This is a genomic window from Pseudodonghicola xiamenensis DSM 18339 (assembly GCF_000429365.1).
Classification (GTDB): Bacteria; Pseudomonadota; Alphaproteobacteria; order Rhodobacterales; family Rhodobacteraceae; genus Pseudodonghicola; species Pseudodonghicola xiamenensis.
Genome location: NZ_AUBS01000010.1, coordinates 88,895 through 113,490, shown reverse-complemented (window position 1 = coordinate 113,490; position 24,596 = coordinate 88,895). Strand labels below are relative to the sequence as shown.

22 protein-coding genes and 1 pseudogene are annotated in these 24,596 nt (G+C 63.8%); 22 read left to right on the top strand and 1 reads right to left on the bottom strand.

The genetic code is table 11. The features are described 5' to 3' along the window. Nucleotides 1–333: 333 nt before the first annotated feature. The 19 genes and pseudogenes from G455_RS23955 (at nt 334) to G455_RS25600 (ending at nt 20,248) form a co-directional block, all read left to right on the top strand. The gene (locus G455_RS23955) at nt 334–1,065 is read left to right on the top strand and encodes an ArdC family protein (protein ID WP_407636245.1); all 732 of its coding nucleotides are present in this window, start codon (nt 334–336) and stop codon (nt 1,063–1,065) included. 45 nt (nt 1,066–1,110) lie between these two features. Beyond that, nucleotides 1,111–2,580, top strand: coding sequence for a tyrosine-type recombinase/integrase (locus G455_RS0112215; RefSeq protein WP_229861761.1), 1,470 nt, complete (start codon nt 1,111–1,113; stop codon nt 2,578–2,580). Continuing rightward, nucleotides 2,577–4,364 carry a hypothetical protein gene (locus G455_RS0112210; RefSeq protein ID WP_028093972.1) on the top strand — a complete coding sequence of 596 codons (1,788 nt, stop codon included), beginning with the start codon at nt 2,577–2,579 and terminating at the stop codon, nt 4,362–4,364. Before G455_RS0112215 ends, G455_RS0112210 begins: the two co-directional genes overlap by 4 nt. After that, complete coding sequence (locus tag G455_RS0112205; protein WP_028093971.1) at nt 4,361–6,577, top strand: site-specific integrase; 2,217 nt, start codon at nt 4,361–4,363, stop codon at nt 6,575–6,577. Before G455_RS0112210 ends, G455_RS0112205 begins: the two co-directional genes overlap by 4 nt. Nucleotides 6,578–6,628: 51 nt before the next feature. Further along, on the top strand, nt 6,629–7,531 hold the full coding sequence (locus G455_RS0112200; RefSeq protein ID WP_028093970.1) for an ArdC family protein: 903 nt from the start codon (nt 6,629–6,631) through the stop codon (nt 7,529–7,531). 56 nt (nt 7,532–7,587) lie between these two features. Then, nucleotides 7,588–7,794, top strand: a pseudogene (locus G455_RS0112195) (zincin-like metallopeptidase domain-containing protein); the annotation flags it as partial. Between the two features lie 91 nt (nt 7,795–7,885). Further along, nucleotides 7,886–8,275 carry a DUF3768 domain-containing protein gene (locus G455_RS0112190; RefSeq protein ID WP_028093968.1) on the top strand — a complete coding sequence of 130 codons (390 nt, stop codon included), beginning with the start codon at nt 7,886–7,888 and terminating at the stop codon, nt 8,273–8,275. A 148-nt stretch (nt 8,276–8,423) separates the two neighbouring features. Then, on the top strand, nt 8,424–10,397 hold the full coding sequence (locus G455_RS0112185) for a ParB/RepB/Spo0J family partition protein (RefSeq protein ID WP_028093967.1): 1,974 nt from the start codon (nt 8,424–8,426) through the stop codon (nt 10,395–10,397). Between the two features lie 70 nt (nt 10,398–10,467). Then, nucleotides 10,468–11,061 carry a hypothetical protein gene (locus G455_RS0112180; RefSeq protein WP_028093966.1) on the top strand — a complete coding sequence of 198 codons (594 nt, stop codon included), beginning with the start codon at nt 10,468–10,470 and terminating at the stop codon, nt 11,059–11,061. Then, a complete protein-coding gene (locus tag G455_RS0112175) occupies nt 11,061–11,717 on the top strand; it encodes a DUF6927 domain-containing protein (protein ID WP_028093965.1) in 657 nt (218 codons plus the stop codon). The genes G455_RS0112180 and G455_RS0112175 overlap by 1 nt, the downstream gene beginning before the upstream one ends. A 112-nt stretch (nt 11,718–11,829) precedes the next feature. Continuing rightward, nucleotides 11,830–16,089 (top strand): strawberry notch-like NTP hydrolase domain-containing protein, encoded by a 4,260-nt coding sequence (locus tag G455_RS0112170; RefSeq protein WP_028093964.1) that lies wholly within the window; start codon nt 11,830–11,832, stop codon nt 16,087–16,089. Between the two features lie 125 nt (nt 16,090–16,214). Then, nucleotides 16,215–16,601, top strand: coding sequence for a DUF6878 family protein (locus G455_RS0112165; RefSeq protein ID WP_028093963.1), 387 nt, complete (start codon nt 16,215–16,217; stop codon nt 16,599–16,601). Between the two features lies 1 nt (nt 16,602). Beyond that, a complete protein-coding gene (locus G455_RS0112160) occupies nt 16,603–17,043 on the top strand; it encodes a DUF6915 family protein (protein ID WP_028093962.1) in 441 nt (146 codons plus the stop codon). Beyond that, on the top strand, nt 17,040–17,321 hold the full coding sequence (locus G455_RS0112155; RefSeq protein ID WP_028093961.1) for a DUF5983 family protein: 282 nt from the start codon (nt 17,040–17,042) through the stop codon (nt 17,319–17,321). The genes G455_RS0112160 and G455_RS0112155 overlap by 4 nt, the downstream gene beginning before the upstream one ends. An 81-nt stretch (nt 17,322–17,402) precedes the next feature. Continuing rightward, nucleotides 17,403–17,681 (top strand): hypothetical protein, encoded by a 279-nt coding sequence (locus G455_RS0112150; RefSeq protein WP_028093960.1) that lies wholly within the window; start codon nt 17,403–17,405, stop codon nt 17,679–17,681. 117 nt (nt 17,682–17,798) lie between these two features. Next, complete coding sequence (locus G455_RS0112145; protein ID WP_028093959.1) at nt 17,799–18,527, top strand: DUF736 family protein; 729 nt, start codon at nt 17,799–17,801, stop codon at nt 18,525–18,527. Nucleotides 18,528–18,742: 215 nt separating this feature from the next. Then, a complete protein-coding gene (locus G455_RS0112140) occupies nt 18,743–18,973 on the top strand; it encodes a hypothetical protein (protein WP_028093958.1) in 231 nt (76 codons plus the stop codon). A gap of 41 nt (nt 18,974–19,014) precedes the next feature. After that, nucleotides 19,015–19,521 (top strand): JAB domain-containing protein, encoded by a 507-nt coding sequence (locus tag G455_RS0112135; RefSeq protein WP_084437062.1) that lies wholly within the window; start codon nt 19,015–19,017, stop codon nt 19,519–19,521. Between the two features lie 235 nt (nt 19,522–19,756). Next, nucleotides 19,757–20,248: an NUDIX domain-containing protein gene (locus G455_RS25600; protein WP_051312417.1), complete on the top strand. Its 492-nt coding sequence runs from the start codon at nt 19,757–19,759 to the stop codon at nt 20,246–20,248. Between the two features lie 225 nt (nt 20,249–20,473). Here the strand turns inward: G455_RS25600 and G455_RS0112125 are convergent, their stop codons facing one another. Then, nucleotides 20,474–20,863, bottom strand: coding sequence for a thermonuclease family protein (locus G455_RS0112125; protein ID WP_028093956.1), 390 nt, complete (start codon nt 20,861–20,863; stop codon nt 20,474–20,476). Between the two features lie 629 nt (nt 20,864–21,492). On the opposite strand from G455_RS0112125, the gene G455_RS0112120 reads away from it, so the two are divergent. The 3 genes from G455_RS0112120 (at nt 21,493) to G455_RS0112110 (ending at nt 24,328) form a co-directional block, all read left to right on the top strand. Then, nucleotides 21,493–22,422 (top strand): DUF2493 domain-containing protein, encoded by a 930-nt coding sequence (locus G455_RS0112120; protein ID WP_028093955.1) that lies wholly within the window; start codon nt 21,493–21,495, stop codon nt 22,420–22,422. Nucleotides 22,423–23,020: 598 nt separating this feature from the next. Next, nucleotides 23,021–23,266, top strand: a complete 246-nt coding sequence (locus G455_RS0112115; RefSeq protein WP_028093954.1) for a hypothetical protein — start codon at nt 23,021–23,023, stop codon at nt 23,264–23,266. 855 nt (nt 23,267–24,121) lie between these two features. Next, nucleotides 24,122–24,328, top strand: a complete 207-nt coding sequence (locus G455_RS0112110; protein ID WP_028093953.1) for a hypothetical protein — start codon at nt 24,122–24,124, stop codon at nt 24,326–24,328. Nucleotides 24,329–24,596: the final 268 nt, after the last annotated feature.

Genomic DNA, 24,596 nt, shown 5'->3' with positions numbered 1-24,596 from the left:
GGCATATCCCTTTCTCGGTTGAGAATTGACGGCGCTTAGACACCGCCATGATATGCCGCCCCTCGGGGCATCACCAACTTTCGCGCGTTTCTCCTTGCTCAAGGGTCTTAGGGTCAGCTTGGCGCGATTTCTGGGCTTCCGCTGGACGGGTGCCGAAAGACATTTCGTGTCAGCGATATGAAAAAAGTAAAAGCAAGCTTTGGGTTTTGCCGGATCCGGAGCCAAGGGGTTGGGGGTCAGGCAGGGTTCTGGACGGACCCTGCCGTCCCCTCCAAGGGTGTTTTCCTGACGGTACCTCCGGGTCTGCACACTTACCAGACATCGGAGATCATCATGGCCAAATCCAGCAAGCCAAAGTTCGACGCCGCGGCGTCGATCACCAACGAACTCATTAAGATCATCGACCGGGGCGTGTTGCCCTGGCGCAAGCCCTGGACGGTCGGCGGCAGTTCTGTGCCGCTCCGCCAGAACGGCGAACCCTATCAGGGCGTCAACAACTTCTTGCTGACCATGCGCACCTTGATGGCCGGATTTTCCTCGCCCTACTGGATGACGTTGAGGCAGGCGAATGAGCTCGACGCTAAGATTATCAAGGGCTCGAAATCGTCGGTGGTCGTCTATTACGGAACGGCCGAGCGCGAACAGGCCGAAAGTGCCCACGGCGGGGAGGCGGAAACCGAAGACCCCAAAACAATCCCCTTCATGAAGTCCTACCGCGTCTTTAACGCCGATCAGATCGAGGGGTTGGACCCTCGCTTCCATCCCGCAGCGGCCGAACCGGAAGTTCACCCCGAACGCGCTCCGATCCCGCATATGCAGAGCTTCTTTGAGGCAATCGGTGCCAATGTCAGCTTTTCTGGTCGCGAAGCCTGCTACGTTCCGGCCCTCGACAAGATCTACCTGCCCCCGATCGAGCTCTTCGAGAACCCGCGGAATTTCTACGCCGTCTGGGGCCACGAGCTCGGCCACTGGACGAAACCCCGGCACCGGTTGAACCGCAGCTATGGCGATGCTCGGTTCGGGAACACGGCCTATGCCCGCGAAGAAATCGTGGCTTTATCTTGACAGTCTGCACCGCATGCCACCTTGCCGTAGGATGGGTGACAGGCGTTGACGGTAGGCAGTTTTCAGGCTGGCCGCCGCGCTTACCAAAGAGCTGGCGGCGGCCAGCCTGAGAACTGCCGGGCCGAAGCGTGCGCCGGGTGGGGGCATGGGGAGGGTTTTGCGCTGGTGTCGATTATTTCTGTTTGCGAGCGTCGCGAGGCCGGGGGTCTCGCCGCGCATGTGCCGTTGATCCTGCGCGGCGACGCGCTCTACGACCCCGATCTGGATCGCTTCTTTCTCGACCTGCCGCTATCGGGGATTCGATCGCGGCATTCGCTTCGCGCCCAGGCCTATGATGTGACAGTCTGGCTTCGCTTTCTCGATGCTTGCGGCAAGACCGTATGGGCTGCGACCCGCGACGATGTCGAGGCTTATCATCGTGCGCGTCGGCGCGGCGATGCTGGTCAGCGGATCACGGCGGCAAGCTGGAACAGGGCCGTCGCCAGCCTTGATCGCCTCTATCGCTGGGGCGAGCGGCAAGGGCTGATCGCCGAGGCACCGTTCAACCGTCGTGCCGTGTGGCGACCGGCGCAGGGTGGACGTCGCGGAATGATCGCCGCGCGCAACGACGCCTATGAACGTGTTGCGAAGCGGTCGGATGTCCGGTTCGTCACGATGGACGACTACCGCATCTTCCGCGAGGTCGGTCTGCGCGGCCTCGCGCCTGACGGCAGCGAACGCCCCGGCGCACGTGATCGGAACGGATTGCGCAACGCGCTCTTCGCCGATCTGCTCGTCACGACAGGTTTGCGACTGGAAGAAGCCTCAGGTCTGCTCTCCGGTGATCTCGCGGTCATTGTTCCGGACGGCGATGAGAACCGGCAGCTCTGGTTGCGCCTGCCGCCGCCGCTCACCAAGGGCGATCGCGGACGAAGTGTTCTGGTCCCACGCCGGCTGCTTCGTCAGATCGCGGCCTATATCGATGTCGAGCGCGCGGCAGGCGCGGCCAAATTCGTCGCGCGCAATGGCGCGGCGCGCTTTGACCGGCCGATCCATATCACCGACGCCGGTCTCGACCGCATGCGCGATGTCTGCACGCCAGAGGAACGATGCCGTCTGATCCTGTGCAACGAGAACGGAACGCCGCGCGAGCCCGCGGCGCTATGGCTGACCGAGGTCGGACAGCCCGTTCGACCCAATTCCTGGGAGGTGATCTTCGCCCGCGCCTGCAAGCGCTGTAGAGACTATGGTTTCTCGTTGTCGATCAGCCCGCACCAGCTGCGCCACACCTTCGCGGTCCATATGCTCGCTTTGCTGATCCAGGAGCGTCTGCGCGAAGCCGCATTGCCGGCGGGGCCGATGGAGAGCTACCGGCTGATCCTGGGCGACCCGCTGCAGCAGGTGCAACGCCTGCTCGGCCACGCGAGCCTCGCCACCACCTATATCTATCTCGACCATATCGCGACCCGCGCCGATACGGTGGATTCGGCGGTCGAGAAGTTGCTGGCACTGCTGCCGGGACCGCAGGGCGCATGAGCGGGCGTCCCCGCAAGGGCAGGCCCGTTGCTTTCGCGCGCGTCACGCCGGAGCGAGCCAAGCCCGATCCGGTGCTCGGCCTCAGGTTCGTCATCGAGGCGCGGCATGGCGGGACCGTCCTGGTTGACATGACCAATCTCGATCCTCGTCCGCTCGCTATCGCCTTTGCCAGCGCGTTGCGCCGGTCGGCCGCGCTCGGCGGCCCGATCGGTGCGGCCAGCGTCATCAAACAGTATGTAAACTCCTATCGCCGTTTCTTCACCTGGCTTTCCGATGAGGCGGGGGAAGTGGACGGGCCCGAAGACATGCGCGCAGCCCATGTCGAGGGTTTCGCATCGGCACTCGAACGCGGGGGAATGGGCGCGATCTACCGGCATGTGACGGTCAGCAAGATCGTCAATACGCTGCGTGCGATAGAGGCGGATCGGCCCGACAGTATCACGCCCGACCTCCATGAGCGGTTGCGCTATACAATGGCGACCTCGGCGGAACGCTCGACCCCGCGTGATGCCTACAGCCCCTTCGTCGCCCGTGCGCTGCGCGACGCGGCCCGTACGGACGTGGAAGCGATATTCCGCCGGATCGGCACCGAGGATCGGACCGATGAGGGCGATCCGGTCATTGCCGGAGCGCGGGCCGATGTCGAAGCTCTCATCGCGCGCGATGGAGCCGTTCGGACCGAGAGCGTCGAGTTGCGCCGTCTCTATTTCATGCGCTTGCGGCGCGGTTTGCCGATCAGCACGCTGATCGACGACCTGCATCGTCGGCATCATCTGCACGTCACCGATCTGCCGCCATTGCTCGTGCTGCTTGCTCTCGATACCGGCCTCGAGCCGGAATGCCTGAAGGCGCTGACGGTCGATTGCCTGGCCAATCCCTCCGCCGGAACCGTCGAACTGCGATACCTGAAGCGACGCGCCGGCGCCGCCGGGCACAAGAGCATGCGCGTGCGCGACGGCGGCCTCGGCACGCCGGGTGGCCTTCTCCGCCGGCTGATCGAGATCACGACCGTCGCCCGTCAGCATCTGCCCACCGATTGTCTCTGGGTTTACCACAGCGTCGGCGGTCTCCATGCCGGCATCCGTCATCCGCGCGAACGCCTCGACGCCTGGGTGGCACGGCACCGGATTGTCGATGAGGACGGCAAGCCGCTCCATCTTCTGCTGTCCCGGCTTCGCAAAACCCACAAGGCGCTGTGGTACACCAAAACTGAGGGGTACATCGCCCGCTTCGCGGTCGGCCACACGCCCGAGGTCGCGGCGCGCCACTACGCCGATCTGCCATCGCTGCGGCCCCTGCACGAGGCCACCGTCGCCGATGCCTTCCGCGACGCTGTTGTCGCCGCGATGCCGACCATCCTCGCGCCAGCAGCCGAGAAGACGCTGCGCGAAGCGCCCGAACAGGCCGGGCCGCTGATGCCGCCGGATGCGGTCGGTTCCATTCTCGATGGGGAGCAGGATCTCTGGCTCGCCGCCTGCGCGGGGTTCCATAGCAGCCCCTTCGCCGAGGCCGGCTCGCCATGCCAACAGCCGTTCTGGGGATGCCTCCATTGCCCCAACGCCGTCATCACCGCCCGCAAGCTCCCCGCGATCATGGCCTTCCTGTCCTTCGTCGAAGACCAGCGGCAGGGGCTTCCCGGTCCCGACTGGATGGTCAAGTTCGGGCAGGTTCATGCCCGGATCGTCCATCAGATCTTGCCCGCGTTTTCCGATGCCGTTGTCGCCGAAGCGCGGTTACGCGCCGGGGAGGAGCGCCTCTATCTGCCTCCCGAGGCGCGCGCATGACCGCGCCCGCCCTTGCTCGCGCTCCCGCGTTCGACGATCGGCCCGTGCTGGCGTGCGCGCCGCTCAAGCCGGGCCATGCCCGCGAGGACCTGTCGCGCGTCGGCGATCCAAGCTGGGATCTGGGTCCGGCCGTCTTCCGCGAGAACGCCCGGCGCTGCCACGTCACCGTGCATTTCGACGTGCTGGAAGATGCCGATGTGCAGGCAATGATGCGCGCCTATCTCTATGCGCGTCTCAATGTCGACCTTCCCGGCCATCGTCCGAAGCTGCCGCCCAGCTGTGTGCGGCAGGCGTTCAACCGGGCGCGGCGCTTCTTCGCCTTCGTCCGCGAACGATTGGGCGCGCTGGACCTTGCCCGCATTGATCCTCCGCTGATCGACGCCTATGCGCGGCATCTCCGAGAGGACCCGGCAAGGCGGCCCGTCATTGTCGGGCAGCTTCTCGAGATCGTCATCGACTTCTATCTCTACCGTGAGCACCTTCCCGCCGGCGGCTTGTCGTTCGAACCGTGGGACGGACGGCCACCCGCACGCGTCGCGGGCTATCGTCATGTTCCCGAGAACCGGACCCCGCGCATCCCCGAGCCGATCATTGCGCCGCTTCTGGCATGGTCGCTGCGCTACATCACGGTATTCGCAGGGGACATTCTCGCCGCCCGGCGTGAGCTTTCCCGGCTCGAAGCGCGCCGCGACCGGCTTTTCGTTGCGGAACAGGGATTGCCGCATGCGGAGCGCCGCCGCCGGCAACGGCAGCGACTGGCGCGCTATTTCCGGTCCCGCGCGCGGCAGGGTCGGGGCGTGCCGGTCTGGGCAAGCCCGCCCAACGGTTCCGCATCCGTCGATCCGGTAAGCGGGGAGCTTCTGCCCGTCGTCAACGTGCAGCTTCTGCATCTTCACGTAGGGGTCGATGCCGCCAGGGAGCCGGCGATGCATCTCGCTCTCGCCGGCGGCGCGTCCGATCTCATCGCTGCCGCCATCGCGGATATCGGGATCGAACCCGGCGGCATGGATACGCCGATCTCGGTCGATGCCGATCTCGGCCGGCCATGGCGGCTCCGCTTCGATGCCAAATCCCTCGTCCTGGAAGAGCGCATGCTGCAGGCAGCGGCTTATGTGGTCTGCGCCTATCTGACCGGTATGCGCGATTGTGAGGTGCAGGCGATGCGCCGGGGATGCCTGACGCTTGCGCGCAGCGAGGACGGCACCGTGTCACGACACCGCGTCCGTTCCACCGCCTACAAGGGAAAGGGGGCCCGGGGAGCGCCGGCAGAGTGGGTGACCATCGAGCCCGTCGCCGATGCGATCGGGGTGCTCGAACAGTTGACCCGGCGCGCGGCTGTTGCCCATGGTCTCGATACGCTCTGGCCTGTGCTGTCAGTGACGCGAAGTAGCAAACCGCACGTCTCCGCCGAGATCGTGCGCCAGATCAACGCCTATCGTGACCACCTGAACAGGCTGTTCGGGACGGAAGAGGCGCCCGCCATACCGCCCGGGCCGGACGGCAAGCCCTGGCGGATCACGACCCGCCAGTTTCGTCGCACGATCGCATGGCACATCGCAAACCGTCCTTTCGGAACGGTGGCCGGCATGATCCAGTACAAGCATGCATCCGTCGCCGCGTTCGAAGGCTACGCGGGTAGCAGCGCCTCGGGTTTCCGCGCCGAGGTCGAGGCGCAACGTCGGCTCGGCCAGATCGATGATCTGCTCGAGTATTTCGACAGGCGGCGCGGCGGGGCCGACCTTGGTGGGCCGGCCGGTCCTCGTGTCGCGCGTACCCTCGACGAGACAGCCACCGAGCTTGGGCCATTGCCGCCGATGATCGCCGACCGGTCTCGTCTGCGCACCATGCTCGCCAGTCTGGCCCGCACCCTGCATGTCGGACCGCTTGCCGATTGCTTCTTCGATCCGGCAACCGCCCTGTGCCTCAAGCGCGTGACAGATGCCGCGGCAGACCGCCCATTGACAGCACTTTGTGAACCGACCCGCTGCCCGAACGCCTGCATCGCGGAACATCACAGGCCCGTCTGGGAGCGGAGTGCCGATGAGGCACGCATGTTGCTGCGCGAGAAGCGGTTGCCCGGATTGCAGCGGACCGCGCTCCAGCAGGAGGTTGACCGGATCGAGGGTGTGCTGGCCCGGATCGCGCCCGAGGGCGCGACGCCGCCCGTTCGGGCGGCGGTAAAGGGAGAGGAAGCTTGGGATCGGGGTGAGTGACGGGATGAGGAGAGCGGGAGAGGCCTGCTCCGCCCGTCCTGGAGACCTGTCATGTCCCGATCTTCCTCATCGGCCGGGCGCGCCGATGTTTATAATCGTATCACCACCGAGATCATCGCCGCCATCGAGGCCGGCGCCGGCGACTGGCGTGCGCCCTGGTTCCACAACGGGAGCAGCATAGCGCGTCCGACCAACGTTTCATCCGGCAAGCGCTATCGCGGCATAAACACGTTGGCGCTCTGGGCCACGGGCTTTGCCGCCGGATATGGCGACGGTATCTGGGGAACGTACAAGCAATGGCAGGATGCTGGCGCGCAGGTGCGTAAAGGAGAACGCTCCACCACGGTCGTCTTGTGGAGGGAGATCAAGGTTTCCCAGCAGGCCGACGACGATGACGATGATGACGGGCATCGACGGATGTTCGCCCGCGCATTTTCTGTCTTCAATATCGCTCAGGTGGACGGGTACGAGCGCCCGGCGACCCCTGTGCTGCCCGAGGCTGAACGCCTTGCCCATGCGGAAGCGTTCATCACAAACTTGGGCGTCAAGACGGAGTTCGGTGGATCGGAAGCCTATTACCGCCCGTCGGCCGACACCGTGTTCATGCCGCAGTTCACTTCGTTTCGCGATGCCGCGTCATTCTACGGTGTCTGGCTACACGAGAACGGTCACGCCAGTGGCGCAAAGCACAGGCTCGACCGCGATCTTTCCGGTCGCTTTGGTTCGGCCGCCTATGCCGCCGAAGAATGCTGTGTGGAAATTCTCAGCGGGCTCGTCTTGGCAGACCTCGGGATCGCCCACCATCCGCGCCCCGATCATGCCGCCTATATTGCCTCGTGGCTCAAGGTCCTAAAAGACGACCCCAAGGCCATCTTCACCGCCGCCAGCAAGGCGCAGCAGGCGGCCGACTGGATGCATGCGCAGCAGCCCCATGCAGAGGAGGTAGCGGCATGACCAAAACCGTTCTCATTGCCGGAAAATTTCAGAATGGGGCTGGACTGTCAGGATATATTGCCGAGCTTTGCACGGTGTTTTTGGGTCAGAAGCTGGGGTTCTCCGCGCATACGCTGGAGCTGAACGCGGCCTATCTCGACAACTGGGTCCGCGTGCTCCGCTCGGACAAGCGGGCGATCTTCAAACATGCGGCGGACGCGCAGCGGGCCTGCGACTATCTCGTCACCGCGTCTGAGGCCGGGCAAGGAGAGCAGGCCGCGTGAAGTCCGGTACTGTTCCGGCTGGCAAGGCGTGGTGAAAGGAAAAGCTGGCTTTGGGTTTGGTGGTTTCAACACATCCCGAAAGGACAGACCCATGAGCCATCCCGAACCCGCAAATTCTCCCCGACCGAACGCAACCTTCATCGCCGCCCAGAACGATGCCTTCCGCAGGTTTGCCTGTCTGGGCATCACCCCAGATCAGCCGATCCAGGGTCGTCTCGTTGTCACCCAATCGTTGATCGAGGCCGGCGATGGTTTCGTAACAGAAGCCGTTCAGGCCACAGGTGGCTTCGATTCATTCGAGCCCGAGAACGATCCCGAGGGTTGGCATGATTTCGGGGCAGTGACGATCCGGGGGGAGACTGTGTTCTGGAAAGTCGACCTCTACGAGGCCAGCTCCGATTTCCGCTATGGCGCGGAGACGCCCGAGAACCCTGAGACCACCATGCGCGTGCTGACTGTCATGATGGCGCGTGACTGGTAGGGCAGGGCACATTTCCAACCTTCAACACTGTCCGGCCCGCTGACCCCAAAAGGGAAAGCGGGCTTTTCGTGTTTTTGATCTCCGGATCCGGAGATTGGTCACGTGAAGTTTTGCGCGACTCTCTCAAACACATCGAGAAGGACGTCCCATGACACAAGCCCTGCAACCTACCACGATCGCCATCAGCGATCTCGTGGCCCATCCCGCGAATGTGCGAAGCAATTCGCCGGAGAGCTACACTTCCGAGAATATCGCGCATTTGAAAGCCAGCATCGCCGTGCTGGGTCTTCTGCAGCCGCTTTTGGTGCAAAGGATCGATGGCAAATACGGCGTGCTCGCCGGTGGCCGTCGCCATGCGGCCCTACTGGAACTCGCGGCCGACAAATCCGTCAAGGGCTTCACCAAACGCACCAAAATCGACTGCCGCCTGGTTCCCGATGATTGCGACGTGACCACGGCGCTTTCGTTCGCCGAGAACATCACCCAGGCCCCGATGAACGCCATCGACGAGTTCGAGGCCTTCGCCCGGATGATGGAGGTCGACGGCCAGACCCCCGAAACCATCGCCAAGACCTTCGGCACGACCGTGGCGGCCGTCAAAGGCCGTCTGCGTTACGGGCTCATCCATCCCGACATCCGTGCCGCGGCGCGCGCGAAGGCGATCACCCTCGACACGATGAAAGCCTTCGCCGATCACCCGAGCCAGGAGGTTCAGAAGGAAGTCTTCGAGGCACTGACCAAGGAAGATGCCTATCTGCAGGCCTACACGGTCCGCAACGCACTGAAGTCCCGCGGCGTCCAAGTCAGCGACGATATCGGGGCCTTCGTGCGCAAAGTTTACGAGGCGCGGGGCGGAGCCATCGCGGCCGATCTGCTCGAAGAGCATTCCGTGCTTGAAGATGCCGAACTGGTCGAAATCATCCTGCTTGAGAAGCTGACCGCCGCGGCCGAAGAGGCACGGGCTGAGATGGGCTTTGCCTGGGCCGATGCCGTGACCCGTTACGACTATGCCGCGATGGCAGAGTACGGCCGCGTCTATCCGGGGGCAGTCGAGCCCGACGCGAAGGGCCAGAAGCGCATCGAGGCGATCACCGCCGAGCTCGAACAGCTCGAGCGCGAGATGGAGGACGAGAGCCTCGAGGAAGACGCCTATGAGGCGCTCTACGAGAGGGTCGACGAGTTGGAAGCCGAAGCGCGCGCATTGCAAGAGGCTTATAGCGCGGACGATCTGGCCCGCTCCGGCGTGATCGCCTCCTGGTCGAACGGGCAGGTGAGCCTCCATGTCGGTCTCGTCCGCCCCGAGGACAAGATCGAAAGCTCCGGCAAGACCTCTGGGACACAAGGGGCGACGGGCGCGGCCGAAAGCGACGAGATCAGCTATCCGGCTTCCCTGACCGAAGATCTCAAAACCGAGCGGGCAATGGCACTCGGTGCGGCCATGGCGATGCATCCGGAGGCGACGCTTGATCTGACGCTCTTCAAGCTGGTCACCGATGTGCTGACCAGCGGCATGGGTGTGACCCAGGCGATCAAGGTCGATGCCCGCCAGGAGTATCGCACCCACGCCAAGATGGACGAGATCGACGGCACCTCGCTTGAGCAGGTGGCCGAGGCCCATGACGCACTCGACCTCTCCTGGGCCGATGACGCGAAATCCCCTGCCGACCAGTTCGCGCTCTTCCGGACGCTCGATGCGGGCGAGAAGGCCAAACTCGTGGCCTATGCCACGGCGGCGACCACGCAGTCCTGCTTCGCACGGGACCGGCAGCGCGACAGCCTGATGTACGATTTCGAGGTGGAGATCATGCCGGACATCCGGGCGCATTGGACACCGAACGCTGCACTCTTCAACCGCTTCAAGAAGGCTTGGCTCCTGAAGATTCTCGGTGAGGAGTTGGGGCTCGCACAGGAGGCGGTGACATTGGCCTCCTCGACCAAGAAGCAAGTCGTCGAATTCTGCGAAAAGCTCTTTGCGGAGCCTTTCGCCACGCTGACGGAGGCGCAGCGCGCGGCGGTCGCGGCCTGGTGCCCGCCGATGATGCAGACGGCAGGTGTCGAGCCGGTTGATGCCAGCGAGGCCGAGACACCCGAAGACGAAACCGAAGTCGCAGAAGCGGCCTGACCCTACAGGTGGCCCGCTCCGAAACGTAGGCGCGGGTCGCACCCCTCCCTCCATCTTACAGGTAAATCCCATGTCCCTTCTTAGCTTCACCGCGGCGAGCGTCGCGGCCCAGATCGCGCATGCGCGCGGCTGTTCCACCTTCCTTCCCAACTGGAACGGGCCGGTCGGCAAACCCGCCCTGATCCTGATCGTCGGCAATGGCGTCCATCTGCGCTCGAACGGCATCGATGGTTCGACGACGCGGATCGTCACAACGGCGCAAGCCGATCCCTCCTACGCTTTTGCCGAGGGCATCAACCCGTTCCGGGACCCGGATTGGATGGCGGCCCGGCAGGCGGCGTTTCGCGATCTGACCGGCCAGTTCTACACCGACATTCTCGATGATGTGCAAATGCTCATCGACCGTGGTCATGACACCATTCGGCTGGCGACCGATGGCCACACGATCCGCGTCTTCCTGCGCCGCGCCGCCGATTATCTGATCGGCGGCACCTATGATGTTCCCTCCGGCCTCGGTGGAACATTCCGGGTGATCCTCAGGGACGCCACCGACACCTATGCCATCGTGCAGAACCACGGCAATTGCGAGGATTTCGACGAGATGCTGCCCTACCGGGTGCCGCTCGACGCGCTCATCGAGATCGATGACCGGAGGGCGGCATAGTGGGCTGGGTCTTCTATACTGATCGCCGCGTGAAAACTTACGCGGACGAAAAAGCTGAAATCGCCCGGCTCTGCACCTTCGAGACGGATACCCGCAAGACATTGTTGCTCAAGGCCTGCAAGGTCGGCTCGACCTGGTATGCAGCTTTGAGGCTCACCAACATCGATGGCGGGCCGGTTGAAGACAGAACCTACGTGACCGATGCCGACGGGTCGATCACCTTCGGCGCCGTCTTCCTCACCCGCTATGACGAGGGCTGCTGGGGCTACAAGGACATGGAGGAGAGCGCCGGGCCCGTGGAGTCGCGCGCGCCGCTCAGCCTTCTGGCATTGCTCTCCGAGTTGAAGGATCCCGACAGCTATGCCCATGCCTGGCGTCAGCGCTGCCGCGACTGGGCGGCGATCCCGGCCTACGACGAGGGCGACAAGATCAAACTGGCTGCGCCAGTGACGCTGACCGATGGCAGCACCTGCCAGATCGTGACCGCCACCCATTACCGGCGCGGAGAGCAAAAGCGTCGCTGCTACCGCATCGAGGAGACAGGCGTCCTCGTGCGTCTGTCGAAAGCCTCGCTCGCCGGGTCCGAGCTCCTCGGCTCGGCGAAGAGTGAGGCGAGTCCGGTTCTGGCCGAGTTTTTCGCCGGGAACGGTTCCTGACCGCCGGCAGCGTCGCCATCTGTCCAGCCTTGAGCCGCCTCCGCGCAGACGAAAGCGCAGAGGCGGCTTTCTGTCCTGTCGAACCCACAACCTGACTCAAAGGACAGACGATATGGACAACCGAAGCCCGGTACTCGCACGCGATTTCCCATCGAAACCTCACCTTCTTCAGGCCATTCGCCTGATCGGCAGCGAGATTGAGAAGCAACCGCTCAAGAGCTCATCGCTCGCCCGGATCATGCGCGAGACTTTCGGTGGCAGCGATGCCGGCGGCGCGTGGTTCTGGCGCATGGCCTATGACCTGATGCAGGCCGCCGCGGTCATGCAGCTTGTGCGGGACAGCAGTTCGGACGCGCTTGCGATGGCCAGATTGCTCTCCTCACGGCTTCTGACGGAGACGCGGCGCTCCGAGCAGCAGATCCGCCTGCAACAGTTCTCGACGCCGCTGCCCTATGCGGCGCTGGTCACGCGTGCCGCGGCCATCCGTCCCGGCGAAATCTTTCTGGAACCTTCGGCCGGGATCGGCGCGCTGGCTGGTTTTGCAGTTTGCGCGGGTGGCAAACCGATGCTGAACGAGATCGATCCCTTCCGTCGGGCGCTTCTCGAGGCGGTGTTCGGGGGCGAGGTGTCCGGCTTTGACGCCGAACATATTGATGATCTCCTGACGGTGCCCGACCTTCCCGGTGTCATCGTGATGAATCCGCCCTTCGCCTCATCGGTCGATCGGTCGCGCGACAAGCACATTGCGGCGAAACATCTGATCGGCGCTGCCAAACGGCTGGCACCCGGCGGACGTCTCGCGGCGATCATGCCGATGGGCTTCACGCCGAAACGAGACGCGGCCCATTGGGCACGGGCCTCGGCCATCGCAAAGCCCCGTCTCGCGCTCACTATTCCGGGCCACGTTTACCGCAAACTCGGCACCACCGTCGAAACCCAGCTGATGGTCTTCGACAAGGTGCAGGAAGAGGTCGAATTCGTCCGCACAGCGGCCTGCGATTTGGATGCGGCGCGCCAGATCGTCGATGACGTCGCCGCGGCTCGACCGGCTGCCTCTCTTGTCGAGACCAGTGCGCAGGCACGGCGTGTGTCGCGCCGGGTGGGTGTCCCTATTGCACGTAAACGCCCAATCGCCCAGGCGGCGTCTGCCAAATCCAAATCCCATGCCACCGTCCCGCTGGCCTTCACCTGCCTCGCTACGCCTCGCGAGAACACCCCGGTCTCCGATATCTATGCCCGCTACCGTCCGCAGCGGATCGAGATCACGGGGGCCCAGGAACATCCCACGCCTCTGGTCGAAAGTATCGCCATGGCCTCGGTCGCACCCTCGATCCCGTCGAACGAAGCCGCCGCCGATCTGCGCCTGCCCGGCCGCCTGATCGAGGGGGGTCATCTCTCAGAGGCCCAACTCGAGACCATCCTCATGGCGAATGATGCCCACGCGCGTGACCTGCCGGGGAAATTCACCATCGACGAGGACCAGACTCGGATGACCCGCTCCGACGATGATCCGGAGGCCCTCGCCTATCGCCTCGGGTATTTCCTCGGCGACGGCACCGGCTGCGGCAAGGGCCGCGAATGCGCCGGGCTCATCCTGGTGAACTGGCTCGCGGGGCGCCGCAAGGCGGTCTGGATTTCCAAGTCCGCCACGCTCATCGAGGACGCGATCCGCGATTGGACCGACCTCGGCGGCTCGCCCGCCGACATCCAGCCGCTCTCCAAATGGAAGCCAGATCAGCCCATTTCGATGGGCGACGGCATCCTTTTCGTGACCTATGCAACGCTGCGCTCGGCGGGCAAATGCGGGACGACCCGGCTCAGCCAGGTTCTCGACTGGATGGGTGACACGTTCGACGGCATACTGGCTTTTGACGAGGCCCATGCCATGCAGAATGCGGCCGGGTCCGACGCGGGCAGGGGGGCGAAGCCTTCCCAGCAGGGTCTCGCCGGACTGCGCCTGCAGCTCGCCGCACCTCGTGCCCGGGTCTTCTATGTCTCGGCAACGGGCGCCACCAGCGTGCAGAACCTGGCCTATGCCTCCCGGCTCGGTCTCTGGGGCCAGGGCCCCGGATACCCCTTCCCGAGCCGTGAAAGCTTTGTCTCGGCGATGGAGGCCGGCGGCGTGGCGGCGATGGAGGTGGTGGCCCGGGATCTGAAGACGCTCGGCTTCTACACTGCGCGGGCGCTCAGTTTCGATGGGGTTGAATATGACGTGCTCGAGCATGCGCTGACACCCGCCCAGATCGAGATTTACGACGCCTATGCGGGCGCGTTCCGGACGATCCATCGCAATCTCGAGGCGGCGTTGACCGCGACCGGCGTCAATGATGCCTCCGGCCAGACCAACGCCTCCGCCGCCAAGGCCTCGGCCAAGTCCCGTTTCGAAAGCACCAAACAGCGTTTCTTCAACCACCTTCTGATGGGCATGAAGGCCCCGACCGTTATCCGTGCCATTGAAAATGATTTGGCCGAGGGATTTGCCTGCGTCATCCAGGTGGTCTCCACGGGCGAGAGCCTGTTGAAGCGGCGGCTCGAGGCGATGGACCCGGAAGACGAGCTCGTGGAAGGTGCGCTGACGCCCCGCGACTACGTGCTCTCTTACCTCGAACAGGCTTTCCCGATCCACGCCCAGAAGCTGGTCGAGATCGACGGGAACATGGTTGCCGAACCGCTACGGGATGCGAATGGCGCCCTGGTGGTCTCGCGCGAGGCCGAGGCCTTGCGCGATGCGGCAATGATGGAGTTGATGTCCCTGGCGCCGATCCCCGCGGCGCTCGACCAGATCCTCTGGGCCTTCGGGGATGAGGCCGTGGCCGAGGTGACCGGGCGCTCCATCCGCCCCCTGAAGTCGCAGGACGGAGCACTCTTCATCGAGAAACGCTCCGCCAGCAGCAATTCTTCGGAAACCCGGGCCTTCATGGATGGCGAGAAGGATATCCTGATCTTCTCCGATGCCGGCGGGACGGGCCGGTCCTATCATGCCGCTCAAACGGCCAAGAACCAGAAACGGCGACGGCACTACCTGCTGGAGCCCGGTTGGCGGGCAGACGCCGCGATCCAGGGGCTAGGCCGCACGCATCGTTCGGCCCAAGTGTCAGCACCCTTCTTCCGGGTCTGCACTTCGGATGTGCACGGTGAGAAACGCTTCACCTCGACGATCGCCCGGCGGCTCGATCAGCTGGGCGCCCTCACCAAGGGCCAGCGCGAGACCGGCTCACAGGGCATGTTCCGGGAGGAGGACAATCTCGAGAGCCCGATCGCCAGAGGTGCGCTCCGGGGCTACTATGCCGATCTCGCCGCCGGGCGAGCCGGGGCGATGAGCTATGAGCAGTTTACGGATTGGACCACGCTCTGGCTGATCGATCAGGACGGAGTGCTGCTCGAAGAGCTTCCACCAATCCAGCGCTTCCTCAACCGGGTGCTGGCCCTGCCGATCCACATGCAGAACGCGCTCTTCGCCGAGTTCATGAGCCGGATCGCCGATCAGACCGAGCGGGCGCGGGCCGCTGGCACGCTCGATCTCGGCGTCGAGACGTTGCGTGGCGAGAGGATCGAACAGGTCTCGGTGGAGGATCTCTGGACCTGTCCGCGTTCCGGGGCGGTGACACGGATCGTCGGACTCGAGGTGACCGACCCAGTCCATGTGCTCTCGGCAGAAGAAGCTTTGGACCGGAACCCCGACAAGCTGCCAATGATCAACTGTGCGTCGGGTCGCGCGGCACTGATCTCGTCGCGTCCGATGCAGATGTATGACGAGGAGATCGTCACGCTCATGCGTAAGGTGATCCGGCCGAGCGGGTCCACCTATGTCGAGGAAGGGAAGTTCCAGGCCTCCGCCTGGGAGGAGATCGAAAAGCCCGAGTTCCGCCGCCTTTGGGACGAGGAGGCCGATGGCCTGCCCAAGGTGACGACGACGAAGCTTTACCTGCTGACCGGGCTGCTGCTGCCGATCTGGAAGGACATCCCCTCGGGCAACGAGCGCATTTACCGCGTTACGCCGGAGGGGCAGGCAAGCATGATCGGCCGGACCGTCAGCGAGGACGGCGCCGCAGCACTGCGAGCCCGCTTCATGGCCGGTACCCCGAAAACCTCGCATGAGATGCTGACGGCCGCACTCGGGTCCACCGCGCCGGTCGATCTGGGCCGGGGTCTCACGCTCACCCGCCGCCGCGTCGCGGGCGCGGCCCGCCTCGAGATCGACGGGGCCGATAAGGGTGCCATCGAGGGTCTGAAGGCGGTCGGGTGTTTCACCGAGATCATCGCCTTCCAGCTTCGGGTCTTCGTGCCCCACGGGGAGGGCGTCGATACCGCCGCCATCCTGGCCCGGATTGTGGGGGAAGGGTCTCAAACGGCGGCGGAGCGAGCCGCCTGAAAGGAAAAGCGGGCTTTCGGTCGGGGGAACGTGGAAGGGTGCTTTGCCCCCTCGCGTTCCGCCGCCGTGGCGGGTCTCTGGACCCCTCGGCACCTTCCCCAATCCCAGACAAGAGGACGAGACCCATGACCAACTCCGAGACCACCTTTGCCGAGACGATGGCAAGATGGCAGGCCGAGCGCGAAGCCGCCAACAAGGCCACCCGAAACGAGCTGCTCCCGCAATTGCGAGGCCTCGGCATCACCGAGGTCACCGCCGAATACGAGGGCTACGGCGATTCCGGGAATATCGAAGACGTGACGGTGCAGCCGGTCGGCATTACGCTCCCCGACGATCTCTCCACGAAGCTCGGCGACTTCGCCTGGTCCGTCGCCTATCACCAGCATCCCGGCTTCGAGAACAACGAGGGCGGCTATGGCACGCTGACCTGGGATGTCATCGCCGACAGCATCACCCTCGATCATGCCGACCGCTACGTTGAATGCTCCCACAGTTTCGATGAGGGCCTGTGACATGGCCCATCCCCTCCATCATGCCGAAAGTTCCGCCCGGAAGTATGGCGGAACGCCATCCGACTATCAGGCCGTTCACGACTGGTTCGATGCCTCAAAGGAGCATCTCGCCATCTTCACCCACCGTGCTCTGCGCCATCACACGCAAGGTATCTTCGAGGCCGAACGGGTCTTCGGGCTTTCGCTCACCAACGCGGCGGGGCGTGAAATTCCCATCCGCTGGATCGGCGAGCAGCATGTCCGCGAAGACTGTCAGGGCCGCATCCCGAGCCTCGCCGACTGGCTCGGACGGATCCAGCCCGAGCCCTGGATGGCCAACGGGCATATCTACCGGCAGGCACAAGATACCGTCGGCGATCCACGGACGACATGGCTGGGCGAGGTGGCCACCGGCAAAACGATCCTCGGCCTCAAGGACTGGATGGAGGCGAGGGGATCATGATGCGCAACGTCCGCAGGTTCTACGATTGCAGCACCGCACATCTGCCTGAACAAACCGTCCAGGCCATCGAGAACGGGTTCTTCGCCAAATCGCCGTCTATGCGGAACGAGTATGGCTGGCTGTTCTCCGTCCCTGAAACCCTCGCCGACATGCCGGAAGGCGTCGACTGTGACGCCTTCAAGACCGTCATGGCCTTGGCGATGGATGCGGGGTGCGACTACGTTCTCTTCGATCGGGATGTCCCGCCGGTGCCCTATCTCGAGGTCTTCGACTGGTAGATCGAATGCGGGTGTGCAGAGGCCCGATCCGCGGATCGGGCCTCTCTTGTTTCCGACGCCAACACTGAAATGGAGATCCAGATGAACGTCGCGGAGATCAAGCTCGCCGTGGATGCCGGCAAATCCGTCCATTGGGTGAACGAGGGCTACCGGGTGCATCGGGACGGCCTCGGCCAATACCTCATCACCTTTGTGCGGAACGGAAGCACCATCGGTCTGACCGACCGGAGTGGCAAACGGCTGAACGGGGCCGAGGCCGACTTCTTCATATTGGAACCGCGCCTAGATGTAGCGGCAGAGCAGGGGAGGGTGGTGCGCGGGGCGACGTCTGACACCCGTTCCGGCGCCGGGTCGGGCTGACAGGCGGGAGAGAAAGGAAAGAGGGCTTTGTGGTTTTGCGATCCCATGAGGGGTCGAAAATCAATCCCGTGTGCTCTGGCCAAGTGCCGGGCAGCGGCAAACCCAAGGAGAAGACCCATGTTCGCAGGAACCCTGACGAAAAACGCCGAGACCGCAGTAACCGCCTATTCCGGCATGATCCACTCGACCCGGTTCGATATCGCGATCGCACTCGAGGCGCGGACGAAGATGTCCGAACGGAGCCCGGACTATGACGTGACGGCGGTGAACAAATCCGGCCGGAAGGTGCGCATCGGCACGGCCTGGAACGAGACCGGCAATACCACCGGTAACCATTACATCTCGATGCAGATCGATGTCGGCCTTGGACCCTTCCGGGTCAATGCCGTGCAGACCAAGGAAGCCCGCGAAGCAGAGACCCACGAATTCGAGATCATCCCGCTGGTCTCGAACGGTGCGATGAAGTCCGGCTCGATCTCGGGCGAGCTGACCGCGATGGATGCCGACAACGCCTTCGCCGGCTACATCGCCAACATGATGTTCGACCTCGACTTCATGCTCATCGAGAACGCTTTCAAGACCGAGGAGACCCATCCCGATTACCGGATCGAGGTCAGCTCGCCGAAGGGCCATCCGATCCGCGTCGGTTCGGCCTGGATGGCGAAGAGCAACCGGACCGGCAACGACTACGTCTCGCTCCTCATCAACACGCCCGACGGCGATCTGCGGGTCAACGCCGTGCAGAACGAGGAGCAGCGGGGCGGCAAGACCTTCTCGATCATTCCCTTCGTCGAGAGCGCCGGCCAGGACCGGTCGGACAACGCCGGGCTCGCCCTGGTCGGCTGACAGGTAGCGACTGCTACAGAACTGGCGCCCCGGGCAACCGGGGCGCTTTCGCCCGTGCAGGTCTGATCCTCCTCCCAAAACGGCCTGACGGGGCGATGCCGGTCCTGTCTCCGACCGGCCCGCGCCTCCTGTCCCCAAGAGGCAGGTCCCGTGAGGGGAGCCGCAGTGATGCGGCTCCCCTCTTTTCGTTTCACCCCATCAGTAGGACTAGACGCATGTTCAATCTCATCCATCCCAAGCTGGTCACGCTCGCCGAGACGGAAGGCTACACCGAGATCGTGGACTTCCTGGAGGACTATGCGCAGGGCGGCGTCGTACCCGCGATCTGCATGGCGCCCGATTGCGATCACACCGCCGATCTCGAACCCGACCAGCGCGCCGGCTTCTGTGAGGCCTGCGGTCGCCCTTCCATGAAATCCGGCCTCGTCATCGCAGGCATGATCTGAGCAGCGCCCTCCGCGACACCCCCCAAACGATTGGAAACGACATGATACAGCATGACCCCAAAGAGATCTCCGAACGAGGCGCATCCGGTTTCTCCGAAACCGAGATCGCGACCCTCGACGCCGCCCGCACCATCCTGCGCAGGCATGCCCGCTCGACCGTTGCACTGCAGTCCTGGGCCATGCTGACCGATTACCTGGCTCTCAACGCCGTTCATGAACGGGTCGAGGTGTTTCGGGTGCTGCTTCTGGACCGGAAGAACAGGCTGATCCGCGACAGGGTCATGACACGTGGCAGCATCGATCATGTGCCGGTCTATGTCAGCGAGGTGCTCCGCTCCGCCCTGGTTCTCGACGCCTCCGCTCTCATCCTCTGCCACAACCACCCCTCCGGCGATCCCCAACCGAGCCAGACCGACATCGATCTCACCCGAAAGATCGTGGAGGCCTGCAAGGTGATGGAGATTGTTGTCCACGATCACATCATCGTCGGTTTCGGGCGGGAGAAGAACGCCTTCAGTATGCGGGCGGCAGGGATGATGTCCGACTAGGCCAGCGTTGAAGCACCTTGCGATGCGCCCTTGCGTCGGATGTCAGGCAAGACCGATTTTCCTGTCATGTCTCTGACCCAGACCGCATGTAGCAAATTGAAGCTGCCGTTCATGCAGCGTGCGGCGAAGGTTCGGATTGAGCCCTTCTTGACCAACACTGCCACCTATACGAATGTCGGCAAGGCGAGGCCTGTTCGTGTTCTCATATTGTCTTTGTTTCAAGATGGAGTTTTCATTGCAGTTTTCCGAGAGCTATTTGGGGCAATTGCGCGCCTTGGTTGGAAACAGGCGGCTCTTGGCAGTCGGTGCGCGTGTCTTGATCGAAGATGACATGGGCAGGTTCTTGATCATCAAGCGGACAGACAGCGGTCACTGGGGGCTACCGGGCGGTTCGATGGAACTTGGAGAGTCCTTGATGGATGTTGTTTTTCGCGAAGCTATGGAAGAAGCAAATGCGTCTTTGGAGCGGGTAACACCATTCGGCTTGTCGTCAGACCCAAACATTGAGCAGCACACTTATCCCAATGGGGACCAACTGCAAAACATCTCTCTGCTTGCGCATGGCTATCTTGCAAACTCCGACTATGCACCTGACGGAGCCGAGGTATCAAAAATCAGGTTTGTTCGCTACGAGGAAATTGATCGCGATAGTTTCGTCGCGACCGAGTACCCTACTTTTTCGCACTGGCAGTCGTTCAAAGACACGGGAACTTTCCAAATCGTTTGATTGAAGCACCCGACAGACACGAGATCACCAGAGCGGACATCGTCCGGAACAACATCAACGACCGCTCTGCCTACCTTCGTGTAGATCGCACCCAAGGTCCGGTCTGGGTTGGAAATGCTTGGCGGTAGAGTCGAGGTTGCGCGACACATCTTCCCGACAGATCTCAGAAAACGCGAGAGTTCGAGTCGCTTTCCCTCGACATTCGACACCCTGTCAGTCGTATGGCTAGCAGTAACTTGCCCGCCTTGTCCGCGACCGTGCCGCCGGCGTCTCAAGATGGGCATACCTACCCTCGGAATATCTCCGACAGTCGAGCGCGTGACCGGCCGCGATCAGCGCGGCGCCGATGTCCTCACCATCGGCGTAACAAATGCCCACCCATCGGTCATGGGTCCGCTCGCCGTTGAGTTCGCATTCTATCGAACGGCCATGGAGATAGTTCACCATCCAGCGCCTGGCGTCCTGGCCCGCCCGTGTCCCGAGTTCGGGCGCATCGACGCCATTCAGACGCACAGGTGTGCCGGAGACGACGATGGTGTCCGCGTCCCGGATCTGCACCTGCGCGATGGCTGGTGATGTCAGCAGGATCACGACGATCGGGATCAGATATTTCAATTTCCGCCTCCTCTGCAGCTGGGTCCACACTCTACCGGGCGTATCACACTCAGACCCTTATCGCATCAATTGGCCCGAAGTACCCACTGCCTGACGGCCTCCCCCGCTCGGCTGCGCGTGTCACAGGGGAGAACGGCCCTTCGGTCCGTCGCGCATTCGGCCATGCGGCCTCACCGCGGCGTAGCACCCGGCGTCCCGGTTTGCCCGTCTCGCGAGCGCGTCGCTCCCCGGCCGCTCCGCCGGACTGCGCTCCGGTCTGTTTTGGCCCGAGGCCAAAACGATCCTGCCGCTCCATCCGTCTCCCGCGTCCGGTCGCGCCCTTTGCCTGCTCGGGTCGGGCAAACCTACCGTCAAAACACACACACATGAGTGCGGAAGCATATCCTCCGGATGGCCCCCAAATCAGCCCGCCTCAAGGATCGCAAAACTTTTCGGCGAGGCCGGCGGGGGTGAAGAGGGCTGTCCAGTGTTCGATGACGCGCCTGTGGTGGGCGATGCGCCCGGAAAACTTTTGCGCCCGGCATGCCGGCGGCTTCGCCGTCCCTGACCCGGACAGATTCGGTGAACCAGACGTACGGCCATGCCACCACACTCACGTGGTGGTTCCCCGAACATCTGGAGACACCAACATGACTTACGAGAACACGAACACCTACGAGACCATCGAACTTTTCGGCCTGACAGAGAAAGACGCGGAGCTGCCCATCCCCGAGGATCACGTCCTGACCGATAGCATCGTCCGCGAGACTTTCGAGGCCCTGCTTGGCCAGCTGCGCGGCACCGGTCTCGAGACCGAGATCGAACCGCTCGCGCACGGGGTCGCCACGATTCTGCAGCGCCGCAAGATCGCTCTGGGCAAGGAGCTTGACCGCACCGCTGACAAGATCGGCGCCCTGGCAAAATCCCATGACGGGTCGGAGATCGCCGAGACCGCGCTCGAAGAGGCGCAGGCCCGCTTCCTGCAGGTCCGCGAGATCGTCGGGGCCATCGAGGTGATGAGCGAGGCGGCGGCGGAATGCTACGAGGTCGAGACCGGCCACGTCTTCATCCCAGCCGCGGGATCGCGGGCCAGCGCTCGCGCACAGGAGACTGGAGCGGTCTTCGAGGCCCGGCAGTTGCTGGAACAGCATGATCGCGAGACAGCCGCGAAGTCGAAGGTCGAGGGGGTTCCCCTGATCGTGTCGGGGGCGACCGACTGGACCGATATCGACGTCATCTTCTCGACACTCGACAAGGTTCGCGAGCGCATCCGGCAGAACCGCAACCAGGAGATCTTCCTCTGCCATAAGGGTGGCAAGCACGGGGCCGAGATGATCGCCGCCCGGTGGGCTCGGGCGCGCGGCGTCGCGCAGGCGCGCTTCGATCCGCGCTGGTCCGCGCATGGGCGGGCGGCACCCTTCAAATGCAACGATGAGATGCTGGACGACAAGTTTGCTGCGACGGGAGTTGTGCTCTTCGGAGGCAACGGGGTCGCGCTGAACCTCGGGCAGAAGGCCGTGGCGAAAGGGCTCACCGTCATGCGGGTCGCCGATCCGGCGAAGAAGACGGCAGACGAGTGAAAGAGAGAGGGTCGCCTTCGGGCGGCCCTTTTGTCTCGTTTTCACGGGCCTATCCGCACACTGACGGCCTCCTCCGTACGGTAAGCCAAGTCGCGGTGGAGATATCGGCCCGTAGCCGATCGCGCATTCGGCCATTCGGCCTCACCGCGGCGTGGCACCTGAGGATCCGGTTTGCCCGTCTCGCGAGCAGGTCGCTCCCCGGCGGCTCCGTCGGATTGCGCTCTGGTCTGTTTTGGCTTTGGGCCAAAACGATCCCGCCGCTCCATCCGTCTCCCGCGTCCGGGCAGCACCCTTTGCCTGCTCGCGTCGGGCAAACCTGTCGTCAATCACACACACATGAGTGCGGAAGCATATCCTCCGGATGGCCCCCGAACCCGCCCGCGTCAAGGATCGCAAAACTTTTCGGCGAGGGGGCCGGGGAGGAGAGGGCGGTCCAGTGTTCGATGCCATTCCTGTGGTGAGCGATGCGCCCGGAAAACTTTTGCGCCCGGCAAGCCGGCGGCTGCGCCGTCCCTGACCCTGACAGTTTCGGAAACCGGGCATTCGGCCATGCCACCACACTCACGTGGTGGTTCCCCGAACATCTGGAAATGAGATCATGACCGACGAGAACAAGACCGAGGACGACCTTTGCCGACATTGCGACAGCACGGGCACCACGCAGCCCGGAACGGCCACAGGGAAGGACCATCACGATAATGGCGGCCATGTCGTCCCCTGCACCGCCTGCGGCAAAGACGCGTTGCGGACCGATTGGGAGACCATCGATGGCGGGAGTGTCAACTTCCACTGGCGCGAGGTCTGTGCGCATTGCGGGCACCTCAGCGAGTCTCTCTTCGCCTGAAGATAGCCTTTCATCGGGCGGCCCCGTCGCCCGGTGATCCCTCCCTCGAAACCTTACACGCACTCGACGACTGCGACACTGTCCACGAGAGCAGTCCCGCCCGGCCAAGGCCGGGCGGGACTGCTGCGCTATTTAACTGTCTGTGGCCCCTCAGTCAGACGCAAATAACGTGATGGTCGGTGGTGATCGGTTGCCGGTCAAGACGGGCCCCTGCCGGCGGTTGCACCGCCGTCACCGCGCTCGCAGGTTCCGGCCGTGCCGGCCTCCACCCGGAACACGAGGCCTCTGGCCACGCTGAGTGGCATACCCCGGCGGCGGTCTCCTGACGGAGCCAGCCGGCGGGGTTGCCCTCATGCGCGCCAGAAACCCCGCGATCCGCCCGTCCGGGTGCAGATCGCTGGGGCGGGCGCAGCGCAACGACCGCGCCGCCCGATGACGGCGACCCGTCCGGGCCGACAACTCTGCTGCCAGACCTGCGGCTGTATCACCGCCCCGGATCGCCAGACCGGCGACGGGGAAGTCGAGCTTGAGGCCGACGATCGCGGTCGTGCCGATCGGGCGTGGGTGGAACATCGTGTCGGCACGTTTGATGAGAGGGGGGGCGGACCTGGTCATGTCTGACATAACTCGACAGGACCGATGGCGGCTGAGGTGCGGGGTGCACATTTGGGTCTCCCCTCTTTGCTCATAGATGTGGATCGCACGGGGTCGGGCGGTCCGTGCCCTCCGCTCACGCTCTGGCAAACACAAATACGGTTTCCACGCGTGGGGCGCGCGGACCCTCCGCATTTGCATTTGCGGACCTCCCTTGTCCCCCGTGCCGGGTGATCCCCATCGCAAAAAGGAGAGACCCAAATGACCAACCACTACGTCGCCACCGTTCCCGTCAAGTTCACCGACAACGAAGGTCAGGAGCGCACCCGTTTCCAGCGCGTCGGCGCGATGTTCCGCAACACCCGCAACGGGGACGGTTCGGAGTTCTTCAGCCTCAAACTCGACTTCCCCGTCGCGGTCCAGGAGCTGGTGATGTTCCCGCCGAGCTCGAAGGAACCGCAGGAGTAATCCGCCCACGAGGAAGGGCCGCCCACGGGCGGCCCTTTCCCTGTCCCAGGGAGGGCTGCGCCAAGGCCGGGAGCCCCTGCCTTCGACCGGAGCCCCCGGGAAGGTGCCAGGACCGCAAGCGGTCCTGGCGGGGGATATGAGAGATCGCCTGGAACAGGTCTGCCGGCCAGCCTCAAGGGGGCCATCCGGAATAACAGCCGGGCTGAAGCCCGCCGGTTTTTCCGGCAGAGATTTGGCGGGCCAAATCTGGCCGCCCTTGACCCTGTCC

Bases quoted from the DNA above. Each gene is read 5' to 3' on its own strand.
- G455_RS23955 (WP_407636245.1), top strand. From the start codon at position 334: ATGGCCAAATCCAGCAAGCCAAAGTTCGACGCCGCGGCGTCGATCACC.
- G455_RS0112210 (WP_028093972.1), top strand. From the start codon at position 2,577: ATGAGCGGGCGTCCCCGCAAGGGCAGGCCCGTTGCTTTCGCGCGCGTC.
- G455_RS0112205 (WP_028093971.1), top strand. From the start codon at position 4,361: ATGACCGCGCCCGCCCTTGCTCGCGCTCCCGCGTTCGACGATCGGCCC.
- G455_RS0112200 (WP_028093970.1), top strand. From the start codon at position 6,629: ATGTCCCGATCTTCCTCATCGGCCGGGCGCGCCGATGTTTATAATCGT.
- G455_RS0112190 (WP_028093968.1), top strand. From the start codon at position 7,886: ATGAGCCATCCCGAACCCGCAAATTCTCCCCGACCGAACGCAACCTTC.
- G455_RS0112185 (WP_028093967.1), top strand. From the start codon at position 8,424: ATGACACAAGCCCTGCAACCTACCACGATCGCCATCAGCGATCTCGTG.
- G455_RS0112180 (WP_028093966.1), top strand. From the start codon at position 10,468: ATGTCCCTTCTTAGCTTCACCGCGGCGAGCGTCGCGGCCCAGATCGCG.
- G455_RS0112170 (WP_028093964.1), top strand. From the start codon at position 11,830: ATGGACAACCGAAGCCCGGTACTCGCACGCGATTTCCCATCGAAACCT.
- G455_RS0112165 (WP_028093963.1), top strand. From the start codon at position 16,215: ATGACCAACTCCGAGACCACCTTTGCCGAGACGATGGCAAGATGGCAG.
- G455_RS0112160 (WP_028093962.1), top strand. From the start codon at position 16,603: ATGGCCCATCCCCTCCATCATGCCGAAAGTTCCGCCCGGAAGTATGGC.
- G455_RS0112155 (WP_028093961.1), top strand. From the start codon at position 17,040: ATGATGCGCAACGTCCGCAGGTTCTACGATTGCAGCACCGCACATCTG.
- G455_RS0112150 (WP_028093960.1), top strand. From the start codon at position 17,403: ATGAACGTCGCGGAGATCAAGCTCGCCGTGGATGCCGGCAAATCCGTC.
- G455_RS0112145 (WP_028093959.1), top strand. From the start codon at position 17,799: ATGTTCGCAGGAACCCTGACGAAAAACGCCGAGACCGCAGTAACCGCC.
- G455_RS0112140 (WP_028093958.1), top strand. From the start codon at position 18,743: ATGTTCAATCTCATCCATCCCAAGCTGGTCACGCTCGCCGAGACGGAA.
- G455_RS0112135 (WP_084437062.1), top strand. From the start codon at position 19,015: ATGATACAGCATGACCCCAAAGAGATCTCCGAACGAGGCGCATCCGGT.
- G455_RS0112120 (WP_028093955.1), top strand. From the start codon at position 21,493: ATGACTTACGAGAACACGAACACCTACGAGACCATCGAACTTTTCGGC.
- G455_RS0112115 (WP_028093954.1), top strand. From the start codon at position 23,021: ATGACCGACGAGAACAAGACCGAGGACGACCTTTGCCGACATTGCGAC.
- G455_RS0112110 (WP_028093953.1), top strand. From the start codon at position 24,122: ATGACCAACCACTACGTCGCCACCGTTCCCGTCAAGTTCACCGACAAC.